This window comes from Giesbergeria anulus (genome assembly GCF_900111115.1).
Classification (GTDB): Bacteria; Pseudomonadota; Gammaproteobacteria; order Burkholderiales; family Burkholderiaceae_C; genus Simplicispira; species Simplicispira anulus.
The window spans coordinates 90,733-111,396 of the sequence record NZ_FOGD01000009.1 but is presented as its reverse complement, the minus strand read 5'-3'; the positions used below and the strand labels follow the sequence as shown (position 1 = coordinate 111,396).

Here is a 20,664-nt window from a genome sequence, read left to right as displayed (position 1 = left end):
TTGACCATGGCTTCTATTTCTTCTATCGGCAGCTCTGGTATGCAGGCCGCCCAGATGCGTCTGGACGCTTCAGCCCACAATGTGGCCAATGCCAATACCCCCAACTACCGGCGCACGGCGGTCGAGCAGGAGGCGGCCCCGGACAATGGCGGCACCCGTGCGCGCATGGAGCGCCAAAGCAATGAGAAGGTAGCCTTGGAGAAAGAGGCGGTAGAGCAAATCTCAGCCACCTATTCTTTTGCGGCCAACCTGCTCTCGGTCAAAACAGAAGGCCGCTTGATGGGCACTTTGCTCGACGAGCGCGCCTGAGCCAACAAGCCCCTAGTGCCGTGGCTGGGCGCTATGATGCTTGCTCCTTTCCACCACCCCCGACACCGGGAGCACGCATGGCCCTCTTTGACTTTCTCAAAAGCGATTTCGTCAAGAAACAGTTCATTGACATTCTGCAATGGACGGAAGACAGCGACGGCACGCTGGCTTGGCGCTATCCGATGGCGGATATGGAAATCCAAAACGGCGGCACGCTGGTGGTGCGCGAGTCGCAAATGGCAGTGTTTGTCAATGAGGGGCAGGTGGCCGATGTCTTTGGCCCCGGCACCTACAAGCTGACCACCCAAACCCTGCCAGTATTAACGTACCTGAAAAACTGGGACAAGCTGTTTGAGTCGCCCTTCAAGAGCGATGTTTACTTTTTCAGCACGCGCCAGCAGATTGACCAAAAATGGGGCACGCCCCAGCCCATCACCATCCGCGACAAAGATTTTGGTGCCGTGCGCCTGCGCGCCTTTGGCAACTATGCCTACCGCGTGGCTGACCCTAAGCTGTTCCACACCGAAATCTCCGGCACCCGCGAGGCATACACCGTGGCCGAGGTGGATGGTCAATTGCGAGGCTTGGTGCTGCAAAACATCAGCAATGCCATTGCCAGCAGCGGCGTGCCATTTTTGGACTTGGCGGCCAACCAGCTGATGTTTGCCAATGCGCTGTCCAAAGAGCTAGAGCCTGCCTTTGCCAAAATTGGCCTCAAGTTAGAGACCCTGACGGTACAAAACCTCTCGCTGCCCGAAGAGCTACAAAAGCTGCTCGACCAAAAAATTGGCATGGGCATGATTGGCAACGACATGGGCAAATTCATGCAGTACCAAACCGCACAAGCCATTCCGCAATTTGCTGCAGCCGCTGGGCAAGCCGGTGGTGGCGGCAGCGTTGCGGGTGATGCGATGGGCTTGGGGGCTGGTATGGCCATGGGCCAGTTGCTGGCGCAAAACCTGCAATCGGGTTTGGGGGGTATGCACGCTGCACCTCCACAAGCTCCCGTGGCCGCTGTCAGCATTCCAGCATCCGTGGCTACCCCGGTAGGTATCTCCCCCGACGAGGTGATGTCCACCTTGGAGAAACTGGCCGACCTCAAAGCCAAGGGCATCCTGACGCAGGAAGAGTTCGATGCCAAAAAGGCCGAACTGCTGAAAAAACTGGTCTAAGCGGCCCGGATGGCCTCCGATACCCCCCAACGCAGCTACCGTGCGCCTTGCCCCGGCTGTGGCGCGCCGGTAGAGTTTAAAAGCGCGCAGTCCACGCACGCCGTTTGTGGCTACTGCCAAAGTACGGTAGTGCGCAACGGTGATGTGTTGCAACGCTTGGGCAAAATGGCCGAGCTGTTTGACGACCACAGCCCCTTGCAGCTCAACGCCAGCGGGCGTATTCAGTTAAATGGTCAAAATGTGCCGTTTACGCTGATTGGGCGCTTGCAATACAAGGCGGACACCGGCACTTGGACGGAGTGGGTAGCCTTTCTTAACGATGGCAGTACGGCCACACTGGGCGAAGACAACGGGGCTTACGTTTTTACCCGCCCGGTAGATGCCGGGCGCAACTTGCCAGCGGCCAGCCAATTTCGCGTGGGCATGACCACCGCCATCAACGGCAAGCCCTACAGTGTGGCTGCCAATGTGCAGGCGGCGCTGATGTCGGCCCAAGGAGAACTGCCTAAGCTACCCGCGCTGGGCGAAAAGTTTGGCATCGTGGAGCTGCGCAGCGAAGACGGTGAGGTGCTGTCCATCGACTACGGCAGCACACCGCCCAAGGTAGAGCGGGGCCGCGCCATCCAGCTTGAAGACCTGCACTTGCAGGGCCTGAAAGAAGAATCGGTCAAAGAGGAAATTGGCCGCCAGTTCAACTGCCCAAACTGCGGCGCGCCGGTGCCAGTCAAACTGAGCAGCACCAAGAGCGTGACCTGCCCGTCGTGTGCCAGCATCATCACCTTAGACAGCGGCGTGGGCGCAGAACTGCACCACGCCCTGCAAGATGAGCCCGTGCAGCCGCTGATTGCCTTGGGCAGTCTAGGCCAGTTGGAAGGGGTGCCTTGGCAGGTGGTGGGCTTTCAGCACCGCATGGGCCAAGAGCCGGGCGACGATGAGCAATTTGGCTGGAGCGAGTACCTGCTGTTTCATCGCAAGCGCGGCTTTTGCTTTTTGGTCGATGCCGAAGATGGCTGGAGCCTAGTGCGCCCCACCACCGGCGCGCCCAAACTGGCGGGCGGAGGCCAAACGGCCAGCTACTTGGGCAGCAGCTACGAACTGCAATACAGCTACAACGCCCAAACCACCTATGTGCTGGGCGAGTTTTACTGGCCGCTAGAGCGCGGCCAAAAAACCTTTAACCGCGACTTTGCGGGCCCCAAGGGCTTGTTGGCGATGGAGCAAACGCCGCAGGAAGTGACTTGGTCGTACGGCAACAAGATCAGCAGTGAGGCCGTGGCCGCCGCTTTTAAGCTCGATGCGGATAAAAACCTGTTCAAACGCCAAGATGCAGCCCCCTTATCTAGCAGCTCAGGGATAGGCTGTGGCACCCTGATATTGATTGCCATCGTCATCATCATTATTTTGGTGCTCCTGAGCACCTGCTCGAACAACTCCAGTGGAGGCTCTGGGGGGGGTAGCAGCTACCGCAGTTCGGGCGGCTCGTTTGGCGGATTTTCCACCGGCGGTGGTCATAAATAAACTTTTTTCCGGAGATCATCATGATGGGACTTGAATGGCTGCGCCCAGCCGCATTTTTGGGCTCGATCCTGTTTGCTTTGGTGGGTGTGCTGGTGTTTTGGATCAGCTTTATCATCATTGACAAGCTCACCCCCTATGACCTGTGGGGTGAGATTGTGGAAAAACACAACAAGGCCCTCGCGCTGGTGGTGGCTGCCATGTGCTTAGGCATCAGCATCATTGTGGCGGCGGCCATCCACGGTGGCTAAGGCTGCTGGCGCACCCCCACACCGGTGGCCTGCGTGGTTGGGCGTGCCTTTCGCTTTCTAAAACTCTGCTCTTGCTTTTGCCATGTCCGATCTATTGACCCCTCCTGCCCCTGCTGGCACCGACGCTGATACTCTGCAATGGAGCGATGCCTTCCTGCTGGGCTTTACGCCAATGGACGATATCCACCATGAGTTTGTGCAGCTGGTGGGCCAGTTGCAAACTGCCCCAGAGGCCGAGCTGCCCGCGCTGCTTGAAGCCTTCATCATGCATGCACAAAAGCATTTTGATGAAGAAAAAACCTGGATGGTCGAGACAGAGTTTCCAGCCCGCGAATGCCATATTGACGAACACACCGCCGTGATGAACTCGGTACTCGAAGTGCGCGAACTGCTGGCGCAAGGCAACAGCACCATTTGCCGCGAACTGGCCGATGAGCTGGCACGCTGGTTTCCGGGCCATGCCGATTATTTAGACTCGGCCTTGTCGCATTGGATGTGCAAGCAGCGCTTGGGGGGTAAGCCTGTAGTGCTGCGGCGCAATGTAGCGTCGGCCTAAGCCGCTCTTTGCCGTATGTGCCAGCGTTGCTTTGCTCCCTCTTCGCCGTGGTCGGCCCGCCGTGGCTTTTTGCTGGCGGCGGGGGCCAGCGTGGCTGCTCCAGCTTTGGCCCAAGTGGAGGTAGGCAATGCTTCGGCCCTGCGCAAGCTGGTGCCCGCCGAAAGCCTAGAGGCGGCTGCCGTGCAGCAATACGGCCAGATGTTAGAACAAGCACGTGCCCAGCGTGCCTTGGCCCCTGACGATCACCCGCAGTTGCAACGCCTGCGCACCATCGCACAGCGCCTGCTGCCTTTTACCTCGCAGTGGAATCCCAGAGCACGCAGTTGGCGCTGGGAGGTCAACCTCATTGGCAGCCCACAGATCAATGCCTTTTGTATGCCCGGCGGCAAAATTGCCTTCTACACCGGCATTCTGAGCAAACTGCAACTCACTGACGATGAAGTGGCGATGGTCATGGGCCACGAAATGGCCCACGCCCTGCGCGAACACGCCCGTGAGCGTTTGGTCAAAACCCAAGCCACCAACATGGGCCTGCGTTTGGGTGCCCAGTTGCTGGGGCTGGGTGACTTGGGCACCTTGGCCGCCAACTTGGGAGGGCAGTTGCTCACGCTGCAATTTAGCCGCAGTGACGAGAGCGATGCCGACTTGGTGGGGCTAGAAATCGCTGCCCGCGCCGCCTATGCACCCACCGCCGCCGTCAGTTTGTGGCGCAAAATGGGCCAAGCCAGTGGAGGTAAAACGGGCGGGCTGGCCTTCTTGTCTACCCACCCCAGTGGCCCGCAGCGCATCCAAGAATTAGAAGAAAACGTGCCCAAAGTACAGGGGCTGTATGCGGGGGCGCGGCGCGGTGGCTAATCTGATTTATTTTCATTCACACCACAGTAGCCCACACCGGGGCAAAATCGAGGTATGAGCTGGCCTTCCAAATCCCTGACCAATGACTTCACCCAGGCTACGGCCTTGGTGGCTGATGCCAATACCACCACCCGCAGTGTGATGAGCGCACAGTTGCGTGAGCTGGGTGTCAAATCTATCCGACAGGTCTCACGCGCCAGCGATGCACGCAAGCATCTAGAGGCGCAAACCTTCGACATCGTGCTGTGCGAGCAAAACTTTCCGCAAGAGTCCGTAACAGGGCAAGACTTGCTAGACGATTTGCGCCGAGGTGGTATGTTGCCGCTGGCCACCATTTTTGTTATGGTGACCTCCGAAGCCTCCTACAGTAAAGTGTCTGAGGCTGCTGAGTCTATGCTCGACTGCTATCTGCTCAAGCCCTTTACGGCTGCGCGGTTACAAGAGCGCATCTCGCAGGCGCGCAAGCGCAAGGTGGCCCTGCAAGACATCTACCAGAGCATTGATGCGCAAGATTTTGATCGCAGTCTGCAATTGTGCCTGTCGCGTTTTTACGAACGTGGCCAGTACCATATGTTTGCTGCCCGTGTGGGGGCAGAACTGTTGCTGCGGTTGGCCAAGTTTGAGCAGGCGCAGCACCTGTACGAGGATGTGATTGCGGTTGAAAACTCCTCATGGGCGCGCTTGGGCCTAGCGCGGGTGCAATTAGAAATGGGCCAAGCCCATAAAGCCAAGCCCTTGCTAGAAAAGCTGGTTGAAGAAGAGCACACTTATGCCGATGCCTACGACAACTTGGCGCGCACCCTGATGGAAATGGGGCAGTTTGAAGAAGCCCTCAAAGCGCACCAAGCCGCCACCGACCTCACGCCCACCTCGATTGCGCGTTTGCAGCGTCACGGCATGCTGGCGCTCTATTTGGGTGACAAAGAAAAAGCCATTGGCTTCTTAGAGCGCGCCCGGCGTTTGGGTCTGGGCTCCAAAATGTTTGACGGCCAAACGCTGGCGCTGTTGGGCATGGCACGCTTTGAAATTGATGAGCCCAAGCAACTGCGCGGTTTTCTGCAAGAGCTGCAACAAATGGTCGATCGCAACCCAGAATCGGTGCGCCTGCAACGCATGGTGCAAGCCCTGCGGGTGTTGGACGCCTGTATGCAGCAGGGCGAGGCCGAAACCTTGCAGGCGCTAGAGTTGCTCACCAAGGCTGTCTTAGAGCCTGATTTTGATTTTGAGGCCGCTTGCAACCTGCTCTCGGTGTTGGCGCTGTTGTCTACGCGCAATATCACGCCATCAGAAACTGAAGGCATGGTACGCACGCTGGGGATGCGTTTTGCCACCTCGATGGCGATGGCCGAGTTGTTGGTCGGAGCGGCCAAAAAGCACCCAGCCATGTCCGAAATTTTGACGGCCTCCAACACCCAAGTGCTGCGCCTGCTAGAGCAAGCCTTGGCACCCAGCCGCAACGGCGAACCGCAAAAAACGGTAGAAACGCTGCTGGCCCAAGGCGTAGCCAGCCTGAACGCCAAGCTGATCGAAACGGCATGGCGGGTGTTGCACCGCTACGAGGCTGACATCGTCAATGCCAGCGAGTTGCGTAGCAAACTCGAACCTTGGCGGCAAATGCTGGGCACCGCCTACAACAAACCCGTGCTGGGCGATCGCAACATGCGCCAGTCTGGGGGTGTCAGTCTGCGCGGTATGGACTCGCCGCCACTACAGCCCACAATGGCTCCGTCTAACCCTTGAATCATCGACACTATGCACATTACCCCTGACACCGCCGTTACCGTTCGCTACCAAGTGAGCAGCGCCCAAGGCAAGCTGCTCGATAGTGGCACCCTCGCTTACCTGCATGGTGGCTACGAAGGTATTTTTCCCAAAGTGGAGGCAGCCCTAGACGGCCAAGCCGTGGGCTTTAGCACCACGCTAGAGTTGTCGGCTGCCGATGCCTTTGGTGAGCGCGATGAGTCGCTGGTGCATACCATCCCTAAAAGCGAGTTTCCTCCGGGGGTGAAGGTAGGCGGCCAATTGCAAGGCCCCGGCCCCGATGGTCAGCCCCAAGTGTTCCATGTCGTCAAAATCAAAGGCACGCAAGTGCATCTGGATGGCAACCACCCACTGGCCGGTCAGGCGCTGCGGTTTCAAGGCACCGTCACTGAGGTGCGTGCTGCCACTGCCCCTGAGATTGCCCACCGCCATGTGCATGGTGCCCACGGCCATCAGCACTGAAAGGCAGGCATTTGTGCTGCAATAGGCTCTATGGCGCACGGCCTGTGCAGCAGCAGACAAAAAGGTGGCCTTGATGGAAACAACAGACGCTTTGTTCCGGCGTTTCGAGCAGCTCAACGAGATTGGCGCAGCCCTGTCTAGCGAGCGCGATCTCCATCGCCTGCTAGAAAAAATCTTGCTTGCTGCCAAGGCCATCACCCACGCCGATGGCGGTACCCTCTACCTACTCAGTGCAGATGGACGCCATCTGCAGTTTGAGATTGTGTGTACCGATTCACTGGGTATTGCTTTGGGCGGCACCAGTGGTCAGCCTATTTCTGGCCTGTTTCACGAGCTGCCATTGCAAAAAGCCGATGGCTCGCCCAACAACCATCTGGTGGCCGCTTTTGCCGCCAACACCGGCCAGACGGTCAACATCCCCGATGCTTATGCCGCCGAGGGGTTTGATTTTTCTGGCACCCGCGCTTTTGACCAGCGCACCGGCTACCGCTCGCAGTCGTTCCTGACGGTGCCCATGAAAAACCACGAGGGCGCGCTGATTGGGGTGCTGCAACTGCTCAATGCTCTCGACCCCGATAGCGGCCAAGTCTGCGTCTTCTCACAGGCTGATCAGCGCTTGGCCGAATCGCTGGCCTCACAAGCGGCCATCGTGCTCAACAACCGGCAACTGCTGTACCAATTAGAAGCACTGTTTGAAGGCTTTATCCAAGCCATCAACGTGGCGATTGACGACAAATCGCCTTACACCGGCGGCCATTGCCAGCGTGTGCCCGAACTCACCATGATGCTGGCCCAAGCCGTCAATGCCACGCAAGAGGGGCCGCTGGCGCAGGTGCGGTTGAGCGACAAAGATTTTTACGAACTGCGCATTGCCGCCCTGCTGCACGACTGCGGCAAGGTTACTACCCCGGTGCATGTAGTGGACAAGGCCACCAAGCTGCAAACCCTGCACGACCGCATCCACGAGGTCGATACCCGCTGGGAAGTGATTAAGCGCGATGCACTGGTGCGCCAATGGCAGGCCATTGCCCAAGGCATGGATGCCGCCCAAGCCCAAGCCCAATACACGGCCTTTGCGGCGCAATGCGATGCCGACCGCGACTTTTTGCGCCGCGCCAACATTGGCGGCGAGCGCATGGTCGAGGCTGATGTGCAGCGCGTGCGTCAGATTGGCCGCAGCTACCGCTGGCAAACCCCCTCCGGTCAAGAGGCCCCGCTGCTCACCGGCGATGAGATGGACAACCTGATGGTGCGTGCGGGCACGCTCAATACGGCAGAGCGCGAGATCATCAACCACCACATCGTAGCCACTATCAAAATGCTACAAAGCCTGCCTTGGCCCCAGCATTTGCAAAATGTGCCCGAATACGCTGGCGGCCACCATGAGCGCATGGACGGCACCGGCTACCCACGCGGCCTCAAGCGCGAGCAAATGAGCTGGCAGGCGCGCATAATGGGCATTGCCGACATTTTTGAGGCCCTCACTGCCCATGACCGTCCCTACAAAACAGGCATGCCGCTGTCTCAGGCGCTAGGCATTTTGCAAGGCTTCAAAGAGCGCGGCCACATTGACCCCGATCTGTACGAGGTGTTTGTGCGCCAGCAGGTGTACCGCCAGTATGCGCAGGTGTTTTTAGCACCCGAGCAAATCGATTGCTAGGGTGTGTGTGCGCTATCAGGTTTGCAAAAATTGCATCTCAGTGCCCGCCAGTTCGAGCACATCGCCGTGGTGCAACGGCACCGGCTCGGTGCCGATGTGTACACCGTTGTGTGTGGGAGTATCTGGGCCTTCAACATGGGCCAAGACATACCCATGCTGACGCCGGGTAATGGCTGCCACAGCCACCCCCGGTTTGCCAATGGTGGTGACCACTTTGGTCAGGGGGACGTCTCTACCTGCTGCCGACCCCGACAACACACGAATGTTGGCACTGTGCTCTAAGGGGACTGCCTGCGTCAGCGGGCTGGCTACCAGAGGCGTAGCACGGTTGCGTGCGGGCAAGATGGGCGGCACCATACCCGGTTTGAACACCATGGTTTTGGCATAGTCTTCGGCCTCGTTCTCATCCAGAAAACGAATCTTGTATTTGCCCAGCTCAATCACGTCACCTCCATGCAGCCACTGGCGCTGTACCGCCTTGCCATTGACATAGGTGCCGTTAGTGCTTTCTAGGTCTTCAACCTCCACGCCGCTGGGGTGCATGTGCAATACGGCATGTTCACCACTGATGGCAAGGTTATCAATAACGATGTCGTTGTAGGGCCGCCGACCGAGCGCAGTGCGATCTTTGGTGAGCTGCAATTCTTTGATGACTACGCCGTCGATCGAGACGATCAGTTTGGGCATGGCCTGTTCCTGCGGTTGGTGGGTTGGTTGGTAATGGAGGGGGTGGAAAGCACGCAATGTGCCATGAAAAATGGGGTCGTACGCTTCATGCCGAGCCCAGTAGGCGTGACACCAAGCTGCGTTTGCGGGTAGGCAGGGGGCCATCGGCATAAATCAGTACCACGCTGATATTGTCGCGGCCACCGTGGGCGTTGGCTGCATCAACCAACTGCTGGGTTTTTTCTTCCAGCGTGGCCTCGGTGTTCAAAATGCTGCTCAGGTTGGTGTCGTGCACCATTTCACTCAGACCGTCAGAGCACAAGAGGAACAAGTCGTGGGCTTCTACGGTAAACCCATTGCTTTCAACCAGCACATCCTCTTCAACCCCTAAAGCCCGCGTGACCAGATTGCGCTGGCCCGATTGGGCAGCCTGCTCTGGGGTAATCAGCCCGGCATCTATTTGCTCTTGCAGCCAAGAGTGGTCGCGGGTAATTTGCAACAACTGACCAGCACGCAGGCGGTAGCAGCGCGAGTCACCCACATGGGCCAGCATCAGTTGGTTATCCCACAACACGCTGGCCACTACCGTGGTGCCCATGCCCGAATATTGGGCATGGTTTTGCGCAGCCTGAAAGATGGCTAGATTGGCGTGTTCGACACAAGACTCCAGCGCTTGGCGCACCTGTTGGCTTTGTAGCGGCTGGGCCGCTTGTGCCAGCCAGCGGGCCATTTGGGTGCGGATCAGCTCGGTGGCCATGTGGCTGGCCACCTCTCCGGCGTTGTAGCCTCCCATGCCATCGGCCAGCACGACCACTTGGGCTTGGTGGTCGATACTGACGGCATCTTCATTGTTGCTGCGGACACGACCTTGGTCGGTGCAGGCGCTGAACGCGTATTTCATTTGTCTGGTAGGGTTGCCCAAGGTTCAGGCGAAGCCGAAGCGGGTGGTGTGGGAACGCAGGCAGGTTCAATGATAGACCAAGCGGTCACCCATTTAGCCCGCAGAAACAACAAAGCGCCTGAGGCACGCAGGCCACAGACGCTTTGTTGGTGCAGACACCCGGCACAGGGCCAGCGTGTCAGGCAAGGCCCTGCTTACTTCAGTTGTGCCTTGAGCAGTTTGCCCAGTTCAGAAGGATTGCGGGTAATGACAAAGCCGCATTCTTCCATGATGGCCAGCTTGGCATCGGCCGTGTCGGCACCGCCAGAGATCAGCGCACCAGCATGGCCCATGCGCTTGCCGGGAGGGGCAGTCACACCAGCGATAAAGCCAACGATAGGCTTCTTCATGTTGTCTTTGCACCAGCGAGCGGCTTCAGCTTCGTCGGGGCCACCGATTTCACCGATCATGATGACGGCGTCGGTGTCAGGATCGTCATTGAAGGCGCGCATCACATCGATGTGCTTGAGGCCATTGATGGGGTCGCCACCAATACCGACAGCAGTCGATTGACCCAGACCGACTTCAGTCAGCATGGCCACGGCTTCATAAGTCAGAGTACCCGAACGCGAGACCACGCCAATGCGGCCCTTGCGGTGGATGTGACCGGGCATGATGCCGATCTTGATTTCTTCGGGGGTGATGATGCCGGGGCAGTTGGGGCCCAGCAGCAAGGTCTTCTTGCCGCCTGCGGCTTCTTTGGCCTTCATGCGGTTGCGCACTTCGAGCATGTCCTTGACGGGGATGCCTTCAGTGATACAGATGGCCAAGTCCAGATCAGCCTCAACGGCTTCCCAGATGGCGGCTGCAGCACCTGCTGGGGGCACGTAGATCACCGACACGGTAGCGCCAGTTTGCGTGGCTGCTTCTTTGACGGAGGCGTAGATTGGGATGTTGAAGATCGACTCGCCAGCCTTCTTGGGGTTCACGCCTGCGACGAAGCAGTTTTGGCCGTTAGCGTATTCCTGGCACTTTTCGGTGTGGAACTGGCCAGTCTTGCCCGTGATGCCTTGGGTGATGACCTTGGTGTCTTTGTTGATATAGATCGACATGTTGTTTCCTCTGCGGGCTTACTTGACGGCGGCCACGATGGCGGTTGCGGCTTCGGCCATGGTGTCGGCAGAAATGATCGGCAGACCCGAGTCGGCCAGCATCTTCTTGCCCAGCTCGTCGTTGGTGCCCTTCATGCGCACGACCAGTGGCACAGACAGGTTCACCGCCTTGCAAGCGGTAATCACGCCGCTGGCAATGGTGTCGCACTTCATGATGCCGCCGAAGATGTTGACCAAGATGCCCTTGACGTTTTCGTTCTTGAGCATGATCTTGAAGGCTTCAGTCACCTTCTCAGCAGTAGCGCCGCCGCCCACGTCCAAGAAGTTGGCTGGCTCGCCGCCAAACAGCTTGATGGTGTCCATGGTGGCCATAGCCAAACCAGCACCATTGACCAAGCAGCCGATGTTGCCATCGAGGCTGATGTAGGCCAGATCGAACTTGGAGGCTTCAACTTCAGCCGGATCTTCTTCGTCCAGATCGCGGTAGGCCACGATTTCGGGGTGGCGGAACAGCGCGTTGGCGTCGAAGTTGAACTTGGCGTCCAAGGCGATCAGGTTGTTCTTGCTGTCGCGGTTGAGCGGGTTGATCTCGACCAAGGAGGCATCGGTGTCCATGTAGCACTTGTAGAGCTTTTGGAAGATGTCTACGGCTTGGGCGGTGGACTCGGCGGGCAGGCCGATGCCATTGGCGATCTTGGTGGCTTGCTCTTCGCCCAGACCGGTCAGCGGGTCAATGAACTCGGTGACGATTTTTTCGGGGGTGGAGTGGGCCACTTCCTCGATGTCCATACCGCCTTCGCTCGAAGCGATGAACGCCAGCTTTTGCGTAGCGCGGTCGGTCACGATGGAAACGTAGTATTCCTTCTGGATGTCGGCACCGTCTTCGATGTACAGGCGACGCACTTTTTGGCCTTCGGGGCCAGTTTGGTGGGTCTTGAGTTGCATACCCAAGATTTCGCCAGCGATGCGCTTGACGTCGTCAATGGTCTTGGCTACCTTAACGCCGCCACCCTTACCACGGCCACCGGCGTGGATTTGGGCCTTGACAACCCACACGGGGCCGCCGAGTTTTTGTGCGGCTTCTACCGCTTCTTGTACGGTAAAAGCAGGAATGCCACGGGGAACGGGCACACCAAACTGACGCAAGATTTCCTTGCCTTGGTATTCGTGAATCTTCATGAGGTCTCGTCTCTCTCAGGAAAGGGATTTCACCCGCCTGCCGGGCGGTATGTCTGGCGGCGGGCTTGGGACATGGCAGCTAGCAAATGTATCATGCTGTGAGGCGTCATATCTTATGACGAACTTACACATACAGCATGGCGCAAGGTGCTGTGCAAGGTATGCCGCATTGCCATTGCCACGCAGGGCAGTGCAATGACGGCTATGGTTATCAACAGGTGGCAAAAATGGACGTGACAGGTACGCCACCACAGCAGGCAACGCGGCACGTTGCTTGTTTTTACCTCCTTGGCCCGAATGCCGAGGGTTCACGCACACACGGATGATCGTTTTAAAAGCTCCCCAAGACAAATTGCTTGCGGTGTTGCAGTCGGTGGCGGGTATCGTGGAGCGCCGCAATACGCTGCCCATTTTGGCCAATGTGCTGCTGCGCAAGACCGGCAATGCCTTGCAGTTGACCACCAGTGATTTGGAAATCCAAATTCGCACTACGGCAGAGTTGGGCGGCGATACCGGCGACTTTGCCACCACCGTGAATGCGCGCAAGCTGATCGACATTTTGCGCACCATGCCCAGCGACCAAACCGTGGCTATTGAAAACAGCCAGAGCAAGCTGGTGCTCAAGGGCGGCAAGAGCCGCTTTACTTTGCAGACGTTGCCAGCAGAGGATTTCCCGCTGGTACAAGAGGCGGCCAGCTTTGGCCCCACGTTTAGCGTGCCACAAAAGACGCTCAAAAACCTGCTGGGGCAGGTGGCTTTTGCGATGGCAGTGCAAGACATCCGTTACTACTTGAACGGTATTTTGTTTGTGGCCGAGGGCAATACCCTGAGCCTGGTGGCTACCGACGGCCACCGTTTGGCTTTTGCCAGTGCCACGCTGGATGTGGAAGTGCCTAAGCAGGAAGTGATTTTGCCGCGCAAGACGGTGATTGAATTGCAACGCCTGCTCAGTGATGCCGATGGTGCGCTGCAAATGTGCTTTGCGCATAACCAAGCCAAGTTTAGCTTTGGCGCGATGGAGTTTGTCACCAAGCTGGTCGAGGGCAAATTCCCGGATTACAACCGTGTGATCCCGAAAAACCACCACAACAGCATCACCTTGGGCCGCGCGCCGCTGCTGGCCTGTCTGCAACGCACAGCCATCATGACCAGCGAGAAGTTTAAGGGCGTGCGCCTGAACTTAGAGCCGGGCGTGCTGCGCGTGGCTAGCAACAACGCCGAACAAGAAGAGGCGATGGATGAGCTCGATATTGACTACAGTGGCAACGCCATCGAGATCGGCTTTAACGTCACCTACCTGATCGATGCCCTGACCAGCATGGGCCAAGACATGGTCAAGGTGCAGTTGCAAGACGGCAACAGCTCGGCGCTGCTGACCATCCCCGACAACGATAGCTTCAAGTATGTCGTGATGCCTATGCGTATCTAAAACGGTGGCGGTGCCTTGAGCGCCGCTCTGCGCACCGTTATGCTTGTTTCTGGCCGCCAGTACTGCTGTTGTAGGGTGCTGGCGGCGCTTTGATTTTTTTCCTATTGTGACCTTCCGGTTTCTCCCGCATTGCCAAGGCTGACCCCATGACCGCTGAACATTCCCTGCCCGAAGACAACGGCAACACCCTCCCCGCCGTCACTAAGATTGATGCCCATCAGGCAGGGGCCAGTGAGGGCTATGGCGAAGGGGCTATCACCATTTTGGAAGGGCTAGAAGCGGTGCGCAAGCGCCCCGGCATGTACATTGGCGACACCTCCGATGGCACCGGCCTGCACCATCTGGTGTTTGAGGTGGTGGACAACTCGATTGACGAGGCGCTGGCCGGGCATTGCGACGATATCGTCGTCACTATCCATACCGACAACTCGATCAGCGTGACCGACAATGGCCGGGGCATCCCCACCGGCGTGAAGATGGATGACAAGCACGAGCCCAAGCGCAGTGCCGCTGAGATCGCCCTGACCGAGCTGCATGCGGGCGGCAAATTCAACCAAAACAGCTACAAAGTCTCAGGCGGTTTGCACGGTGTGGGCGTGAGCTGCGTCAATGCCCTGAGCAAAAAACTGCGCCTGACGGTGCGCCGCGAAGGCAAAGTACACGTACTAGACTTTAGCCGGGGCTTTGTGCAAAACCGCATTATGCAAGCGGCTGATGGCGTTGAGGTCTCGCCCATGAAGGTGGTGGGTGACACCGACAAGCGCGGCACCGAAGTGCATTTTTTGCCCGATACCGACATCTTTAAAGAAAACAACGAGTTCCATTACGAGATTTTGGCCAAGCGCCTGCGCGAACTGTCGTTCTTGAACAATGGCGTGCGTATCCGCCTGAAAGACGAGCGCAGCGGCAAAGAAGATGATTTTTCGGGTGCGGGCGGTGTGCGCGGTTTTGTGGAGTTCATCAACAAGGGCAAGACGGTATTGCACCCCACTTCCTTCTACGCTGCGGGCGAGCGCCCAGCCGAGACCTACGGCGGCATTCCCGGCACGCACATTGGCGTCGAAGTTTCCATGCAGTGGAATAGCAGCTACAGCGAGCAGGTGCTGTGCTTTACCAACAACATTCCGCAGCGCGACGGTGGCACACATTTGACCGGCCTGCGCGCCGCGATGACGCGCGTGATTAACAAATACATCGAAGAAAACGATTTTGCCAAGAAGGCCAAGGTCGAGGTGACTGGCGACGATATGCGTGAGGGCCTGTGCTGCGTGCTGAGTGTGAAGGTGCCCGAGCCTAAATTTAGCAGCCAGACCAAAGACAAGCTGGTATCGAGCGAAGTGCGCGCCCCGGTGGAAGACATTGTGGGCAAGCTGCTGACCGATTTTCTGCAAGAGCGCCCGGTGGACGCCAAAATTATCTGCGGCAAGATTGTGGAAGCAGCCCGCGCCCGCGAGGCAGCACGCAAGGCCCGCGAAATGACGCGCCGCAAGGGCGTGTTGGACGGCATGGGTCTGCCCGGCAAACTGGCCGATTGCCAAGAAAAAGACCCTAGCCTGTGCGAAATTTACATCGTGGAGGGCGACTCAGCCGGAGGCTCGGCCAAGCAGGGCCGTGACCGCAAGTTCCAAGCCATTTTGCCCCTGCGCGGCAAAATTTTGAACGTAGAAAAAGCCCGCTACGAAAAGCTGCTGACCAGCAATGAAATCTTGACGCTGATTACCGCGCTGGGCACAGGCATTGGCAAGGCAGCCACCGATGGCATGGAAGGTAGCAAGGCCGGGGCCGATGACTTCAATATCGACAAGTTGCGCTACCACCGCATCATTATCATGACCGATGCGGACGTGGACGGTGCGCACATCCGTACCCTGCTACTCACCTTCTTCTACCGCCAAATGCCCGAACTGGTGGAGCGCGGCCACATCTACATTGCCCAGCCGCCGCTGTACAAAGTCAAGGCTGGCAAAGAAGAGTTGTACCTGAAAGATGCTGCGGCACTGGACGGCTTTTTGCTGCGCATTGCGCTCAAAGATGCCAGCGTTACCACTGGCGGCGCTGCGCCCCAAACTTTGAGCGGTGACACCTTGGCCGAGCTGGCTCGCCAGCACCAAGTAGCCGAGGGAGTGATCGCCCGCCTGTCTGGTTTTATGGATGCCGAAGCCTTGCGGGCCGTGGCCGATGGCGTGGCGCTGAACTTAGACACCTTGCCCGAGGCTGAGGCCAGTGCCGCTGCGCTAGAGGTCAAGCTGCGTGAACTCAATACCTCCGGCACCCCGGCCACGGTGGCTGGGGAGTTTGATGCCCGTACCGACAAACCGCTGCTGCGCATCAGCCGCCACCACCACGGCAACGTCAAGAGCAGTGTCATCACGCAAGATTTTGTGCTGGGGGCCGACTATGCAGCGCTGGCCGAAGCGGCAGCTACCTTCCGGGGCCTGCTGGGCGATGGTGCCAAGGTGCTTCGCGGCGAGGGAGAACGCCAGAAGGAAGAAAAGGTGGCCGATTTCCGCCAAGCCATGCGCTGGTTGATCTCGGAAGCCGAGCGCACCACGGCGCGCCAGCGCTACAAGGGCTTGGGCGAGATGAATCCGGCGCAACTTTGGGAAACCACGATGGACCCGCAGGTGCGCCGTTTGCTGCGCGTGCAAATCGAAGATGCCATCGAGGCCGACCGCGTGTTTACCATGCTGATGGGCGACGAGGTGGAGCCGCGCCGCCAGTTTATTGAAACCAATGCGCTGCGGGCGGGTAATATCGACGTTTGATGCCCCATTGTAGATGAACCCATAAGGTGAGAAATTGAGACCCATAAGTTGAGAAACTTATGGGTTTTCTTGCTCTGTGAGTCCCCTTCTATAAGCTGCAGCGCATCAGTCTGGACTGCTGGAGAGCAAGTGACAAAGATTCAAGAACACCCCTTTTCACGGGCAAGGTCACACTTCAGGCTTGAAGGCAAGTCCTGATAGACCCAGGCTTTAATCCGATAGCCCTGAAGCAACTTTCGCTGTGTCGACGCAACTGATGGCGTGAAACCCGAACCAGCCGAAACCAGATACCGGCTTCAATGCGAATGCCCGTGACGGTGGTGAACGTCCGGGTAGTGCGGATGCTTGTGGGTGAGCACAATGTGCCCATGAGGATGCACGTGTGGCTCCTGACCGTCCCATGGAAACCCGTGCGCGTGCTGGTGATGCTCATCGTGTCGGTGGCTGTGAATATGCTCCAGCGCTTCATGTGTGTGCTCATGCTCGTGTCGCTCCTTGATGTGCAGCCAAACTCCAAGCACCATCAGCACAACTGCCACCCAGAACAGAACCGATGGGGCTTGGGGCCATAGCACCAATGAGATGCCGACACCAAAGAGCGGGGCCACGGAAAAGTAAGCGCCAGTTCGGGCAGTACCGAGGGTACGTAGGCCTACGACGAAAAGCGTCAGACTCAGACCGTACCCCAGGAAGCCAACCACCATAGCGGAGCCGGTCGCCTGCGCTTGGGGTAACTGCGCACCCGAAACTAGGGCCAATCCCGTGTTGCAAGCACCTGCCAACAGACCCTTCAGGCAGGTTACCACCATAGCGTCATTGGTCGAGACCTTGCGCGTTAGGTTGTTGTCGATGGCCCAGGCGAGGCACGCACCGATGATGAGTAACGTGCCCGCAGACAAGCTAGCTCCACCAGGCTCCCAAGACAGCAGCACACCACCCGCCACGATAGCCACCATGCCCAGGACGATTTGCCTGTCGGCGTTTTCCTTAAACACGAGCCAAGCCAGCACCGCCGTCAGCACGCCCTCAATGTTCAGGAGCAATGATGCGGTTGCGCCGTCGGTTTGTGTCAGCCCCCACATCAGGAGAGCAGGTCCGACCACGCCCCCGAACAATATAGCGCCTAGCAGCCAGGGCCACTCCGCTCCAGGAATGTGCATCTCAGCAGCTGTTTCTGGATTGCGCACCCGGCGAACCAACAGCAGCGCGGCAAGACCTATGCCGCTTCCGAGGTAAAGCAATCCCGCCAACAGCAGCGGCGGAACGTTGCCAACCAAAAGCTTGGCGAGGGGGGTGCTTGCGCCGAAGAGGAGCGCCGCAGCTAGGGCGGGGGAGGCGGAACGGAGGGACATCGGTGCAAGTTTTACACATTTGTCTCTAGGGCCATTCAGCGTACTGCATACAATAACTCTTGTAGCATTTATATCTTTTATGAAATAATTGCTTCATGTTAAAAAAATGGCTTGTCCTCACGGCAACCTTGCCGACCAATCCCAGCGGGCTGCGCGTGCGTGTGTGGCGCTCTTTGAAAGCCACCGGTGCCGGCACCCTGCGTGAGGGGGTCTACGTGCTGCCGGAGCACGCAAGTACAGCACCGGCGCTCTGGGCCCTCGAGCGCACCATCGCCGAAGCGGGGGCACAAGCCCACATGCTGGTCGTCGAGGCGCGAGACGACGTCCAGGAAAGGACGTTCTGCACGCTGTTCGACCGCTCCGAGCACTACACGGAACTGCTCCAGACCATCAAGGAAGCTCGTGCGGCCATCAGAAAGTCCACTGAAGTGCAACTGCATAAGCTCCTTCGAGGACTCGACCAACAACTACAAAGTATCCAAGCGAACGACTTTTTCCCTGGCAAGGAAAGTCAGAAGGCGAAAGAGGCGATGGCAGCATTGCGACGAGAGGTCGAACTGCATCTTTCCCCGGATGAGCCCGGGTCTATCGGCACGGTCATCCAACCCCTCAATACCGCCGATTACCAGCGCCGAATCTGGGCTACACGCCAGCGGCCGTGGGTCGACCGCCTAGGGACGGCCTGGCTGGTCAAACGATTTGTCGACAAACAGCCGACCTTCATCTGGCTGAGTGAACCAAAGAAGTGCCCAAAGTCAGCCTTGGGGTACGATTTTGACGGGGCCGCATTCACACACGTGGACGGAAAAGTGACCTTCGAGGTCGTAGCCCAAAGCTTCGGGCTGCTCAAAGACCCAGCGCTCCAGCGGCTCGCCGGTCTTGTGCATTACATCGACATCGGCGGCATTCCCGCCGATGAGGCCCCCGGCTTCGAGATGCTCATCCGTGGCCTGCAAGCCCAGCACGCGGACGACGACGCGCTACTGGCTGCGGCTCTCCCGGCGTTCGACGCCTACTACGCTGCCATGCAGGTGTCCCATGACCACTGAGACCGCCATCGACTCGGTTGAAACCCAGCCACAGGAGCTGACACGGGCCGAGGCCTTCAAATATTGGCTCAAGCTTGGCTTCATCAGCTTCGGCGGACCCGCCGGGCAGATAGCCATCATGCATGAGGAGCTTGTTGTTCGGCGGCGCTGGATTTCGGAGAACCGGTTCCTGCATGCCCTCAATTACTGTATGTTGCTTCCAGGCCCCGAAGCTCAACAGTTGGCGACTTACATCGGCTGGCTGATGCACCGAACCTGGGGTGGCATCGTTGCTGGCGGGCTGTTTGTGCTGCCGTCGCTGTTTATCCTCATCGCACTGTCGTGGGTCTACATGGCCTTCGGCAACATACCTGTCATCGCAGGGCTGTTCTACGGCATCAAACCCTCCGTGACCGCCCTAGTGGTTCACGCCGCCTATCGCGTCGGTTCTCGGGCGCTGAAGAACGCTTGGCTGTGGGGGATTGCGGCAGGGGCTTTCGTAGCCATCTTCGCCCTCGACCTACCGTTCCCACTCATCGTGCTGATGGCCGGTCTTATCGGGTACTTTGGTGGCAAATACGCACCCGACAAGTTCAGAGCCGGCGGCGGGCACGGCGCGTCAAAGAAGGCCTACGGTGCAGCTCTCATCGACGACCATACGCCGACACCGGTGCATGCGCTGTTTTCCTGGTCGTGCTTCCGTACTGTCTTGGTGGTGAGCTTCGCCTTGTGGGCTGTCATGCTGGGCACGCTGACTGCTGTCTATGGCTGGAACGGCGTGCTGACCCAGATGGGTTGGTTTTTCACCAAAGCGGCACTGATGACATTTGGCGGAGCCTATGCAGTTTTGCCATACGTCTATCAAGGCGGCGTTGACCACTACCAGTGGCTCACCGCGCCACAGATGATTGACGGCCTCGCGCTCGGCGAGACGACTCCAGGACCGCTCATCATGGTAGTGGCCTTCGTTGGCTTCGTTGGCGGCTGGACGAAAGCCATCTTCGGCAGCGACTCCCTGTTTCTAGCCGGCGCGGCAGCGGCAACGGTCGTCACATTTTTCACCTTCCTACCATCGTTCTTCTTTATCTTGCTCGGTGGCCCATTCATCGAGTCGACGCACGGCAACCTAAAGTTCACCGCACCGCTGACCGGTATCACGGCAGCCGTCGTAGGGGTCATTGTCAACCTCGCAGTGTTCTTCGCATACCACGTGCTGTGGCCGCAGGGCCTGAGTGGCCACTTTGAGTGGGCCTCTGCCTTCATTGGTCTGGCCGCAGGTCTTGCGCTGTTTCGGTTCAAGGTGGGTGTCATTCCAGTCGTACTTGGTTCCGGTATCGCCGGCCTAGCCTTCCAGTTCGGCGCTGCTGCTGTCCATCTCAATGTTTGAGGAGGCTAGTGATGAAGTCGGTTACCCGTGAACGCCCCAAAATTGACCGCATTGAACGCGCACTTCATACAGTGAGTTCCGTGCCAAAGTGAGGTCTCGATTGGGGGCTTAGGCTCATCTAGCCCCAGAAAAATCGGCTTACCACAGGAATTTAATGTAATTTGCCATCAGATATAATTTTCGGTTATGTGTCGCTGTCTAGGCATCTTCTTTCTGTTGCTGAGCTTTTTCTGGCAAGCCGTCGCGGTGGCAGGTCAGATTCCTGCATTTGCATCAACTGAAGAACGCGAGCACGCCGTCCTGCACCTGCAGGAGGCTGGACACC

At 58.2% G+C, this 20,664-nt stretch carries 18 protein-coding genes; 13 read left to right on the top strand and 5 right to left on the bottom strand.

What is annotated here, in order from left to right:
- Nucleotides 1-6: 6 nt before the first annotated feature.
- The 9 genes from BMX55_RS12660 to BMX55_RS12620 all read left to right on the top strand — a co-directional run bounded on the left by BMX55_RS12660 (nt 7) and on the right by BMX55_RS12620 (nt 8,541).
- Nucleotides 7-309: a flagellar basal body protein gene (locus BMX55_RS12660; protein WP_091458269.1), complete on the top strand. Its 303-nt coding sequence runs from the start codon at nt 7-9 to the stop codon at nt 307-309.
- Between the two features lie 77 nt (nt 310-386).
- On the top strand, nt 387-1,481 hold the full coding sequence (locus BMX55_RS12655; RefSeq protein WP_091458268.1) for an SPFH domain-containing protein: 1,095 nt from the start codon (nt 387-389) through the stop codon (nt 1,479-1,481).
- A gap of 9 nt (nt 1,482-1,490) precedes the next feature.
- Complete coding sequence (locus tag BMX55_RS12650; RefSeq protein WP_091458266.1) at nt 1,491-2,999, top strand: DUF4178 domain-containing protein; 1,509 nt, start codon at nt 1,491-1,493, stop codon at nt 2,997-2,999.
- A 20-nt stretch (nt 3,000-3,019) separates the two neighbouring features.
- A complete protein-coding gene (locus BMX55_RS12645) occupies nt 3,020-3,247 on the top strand; it encodes a DUF350 domain-containing protein (RefSeq protein WP_091458264.1) in 228 nt (75 codons plus the stop codon).
- An 82-nt stretch (nt 3,248-3,329) separates the two neighbouring features.
- The gene (locus tag BMX55_RS12640; RefSeq protein WP_091458262.1) at nt 3,330-3,803 is read left to right on the top strand and encodes a bacteriohemerythrin; all 474 of its coding nucleotides are present in this window, start codon (nt 3,330-3,332) and stop codon (nt 3,801-3,803) included.
- A 15-nt stretch (nt 3,804-3,818) separates the two neighbouring features.
- Nucleotides 3,819-4,658 carry a M48 family metallopeptidase gene (locus tag BMX55_RS12635; RefSeq protein WP_091458261.1) on the top strand — a complete coding sequence of 280 codons (840 nt, stop codon included), beginning with the start codon at nt 3,819-3,821 and terminating at the stop codon, nt 4,656-4,658.
- Nucleotides 4,659-4,712: 54 nt separating this feature from the next.
- On the top strand, nt 4,713-6,398 hold the full coding sequence (locus BMX55_RS12630) for a response regulator (RefSeq protein WP_091458259.1): 1,686 nt from the start codon (nt 4,713-4,715) through the stop codon (nt 6,396-6,398).
- 12 nt (nt 6,399-6,410) lie between these two features.
- On the top strand, nt 6,411-6,881 hold the full coding sequence (locus BMX55_RS12625) for an FKBP-type peptidyl-prolyl cis-trans isomerase (RefSeq protein ID WP_091458256.1): 471 nt from the start codon (nt 6,411-6,413) through the stop codon (nt 6,879-6,881).
- Between the two features lie 73 nt (nt 6,882-6,954).
- On the top strand, nt 6,955-8,541 hold the full coding sequence (locus tag BMX55_RS12620; RefSeq protein ID WP_091458255.1) for an HD family phosphohydrolase: 1,587 nt from the start codon (nt 6,955-6,957) through the stop codon (nt 8,539-8,541).
- Nucleotides 8,542-8,556: 15 nt separating this feature from the next.
- Here BMX55_RS12620 and BMX55_RS12615 read toward each other — a convergent pair whose 3' ends face one another.
- The 4 genes from BMX55_RS12615 to sucC all read right to left on the bottom strand — a co-directional run bounded on the left by BMX55_RS12615 (nt 8,557) and on the right by sucC (nt 12,378).
- The gene (locus tag BMX55_RS12615) at nt 8,557-9,228 is read right to left on the bottom strand and encodes an FHA domain-containing protein (protein WP_091458289.1); all 672 of its coding nucleotides are present in this window, start codon (nt 9,226-9,228) and stop codon (nt 8,557-8,559) included.
- Nucleotides 9,229-9,313: 85 nt separating this feature from the next.
- Complete coding sequence (locus BMX55_RS12610; protein WP_091458253.1) at nt 9,314-10,108, bottom strand: Stp1/IreP family PP2C-type Ser/Thr phosphatase; 795 nt, start codon at nt 10,106-10,108, stop codon at nt 9,314-9,316.
- Between the two features lie 194 nt (nt 10,109-10,302).
- Nucleotides 10,303-11,199, bottom strand: coding sequence for a succinate--CoA ligase subunit alpha (gene sucD / locus BMX55_RS12605; protein WP_091458251.1), 897 nt, complete (start codon nt 11,197-11,199; stop codon nt 10,303-10,305).
- Nucleotides 11,200-11,217: 18 nt separating this feature from the next.
- Nucleotides 11,218-12,378, bottom strand: a complete 1,161-nt coding sequence (gene sucC, locus BMX55_RS12600) for an ADP-forming succinate--CoA ligase subunit beta (protein WP_091458250.1) — start codon at nt 12,376-12,378, stop codon at nt 11,218-11,220.
- A 322-nt stretch (nt 12,379-12,700) separates the two neighbouring features.
- On the opposite strand from sucC, the gene dnaN reads away from it, so the two are divergent.
- Nucleotides 12,701-13,807, top strand: a complete 1,107-nt coding sequence (gene dnaN / locus BMX55_RS12595; protein WP_091458248.1) for a DNA polymerase III subunit beta — start codon at nt 12,701-12,703, stop codon at nt 13,805-13,807.
- Between the two features lie 146 nt (nt 13,808-13,953).
- A complete protein-coding gene (gyrB, locus tag BMX55_RS12590; protein ID WP_091458246.1) occupies nt 13,954-16,572 on the top strand; it encodes a DNA topoisomerase (ATP-hydrolyzing) subunit B in 2,619 nt (872 codons plus the stop codon).
- A gap of 296 nt (nt 16,573-16,868) precedes the next feature.
- On the opposite strand, the gene BMX55_RS12585 is transcribed toward gyrB, so the two are convergent.
- On the bottom strand, nt 16,869-17,924 hold the full coding sequence (locus tag BMX55_RS12585) for a DMT family transporter (protein ID WP_091458244.1): 1,056 nt from the start codon (nt 17,922-17,924) through the stop codon (nt 16,869-16,871).
- Nucleotides 17,925-18,019: 95 nt separating this feature from the next.
- Between BMX55_RS12585 and BMX55_RS12580 the strand changes: the two genes are divergently transcribed.
- Complete coding sequence (locus tag BMX55_RS12580; RefSeq protein WP_091458242.1) at nt 18,020-18,973, top strand: chromate resistance protein ChrB domain-containing protein; 954 nt, start codon at nt 18,020-18,022, stop codon at nt 18,971-18,973.
- Nucleotides 18,963-20,339: a chromate efflux transporter gene (gene chrA, locus BMX55_RS12575; RefSeq protein ID WP_091458240.1), complete on the top strand. Its 1,377-nt coding sequence runs from the start codon at nt 18,963-18,965 to the stop codon at nt 20,337-20,339. Before BMX55_RS12580 ends, chrA begins: the two co-directional genes overlap by 11 nt.
- Nucleotides 20,340-20,664 lie beyond the last annotated feature (325 nt).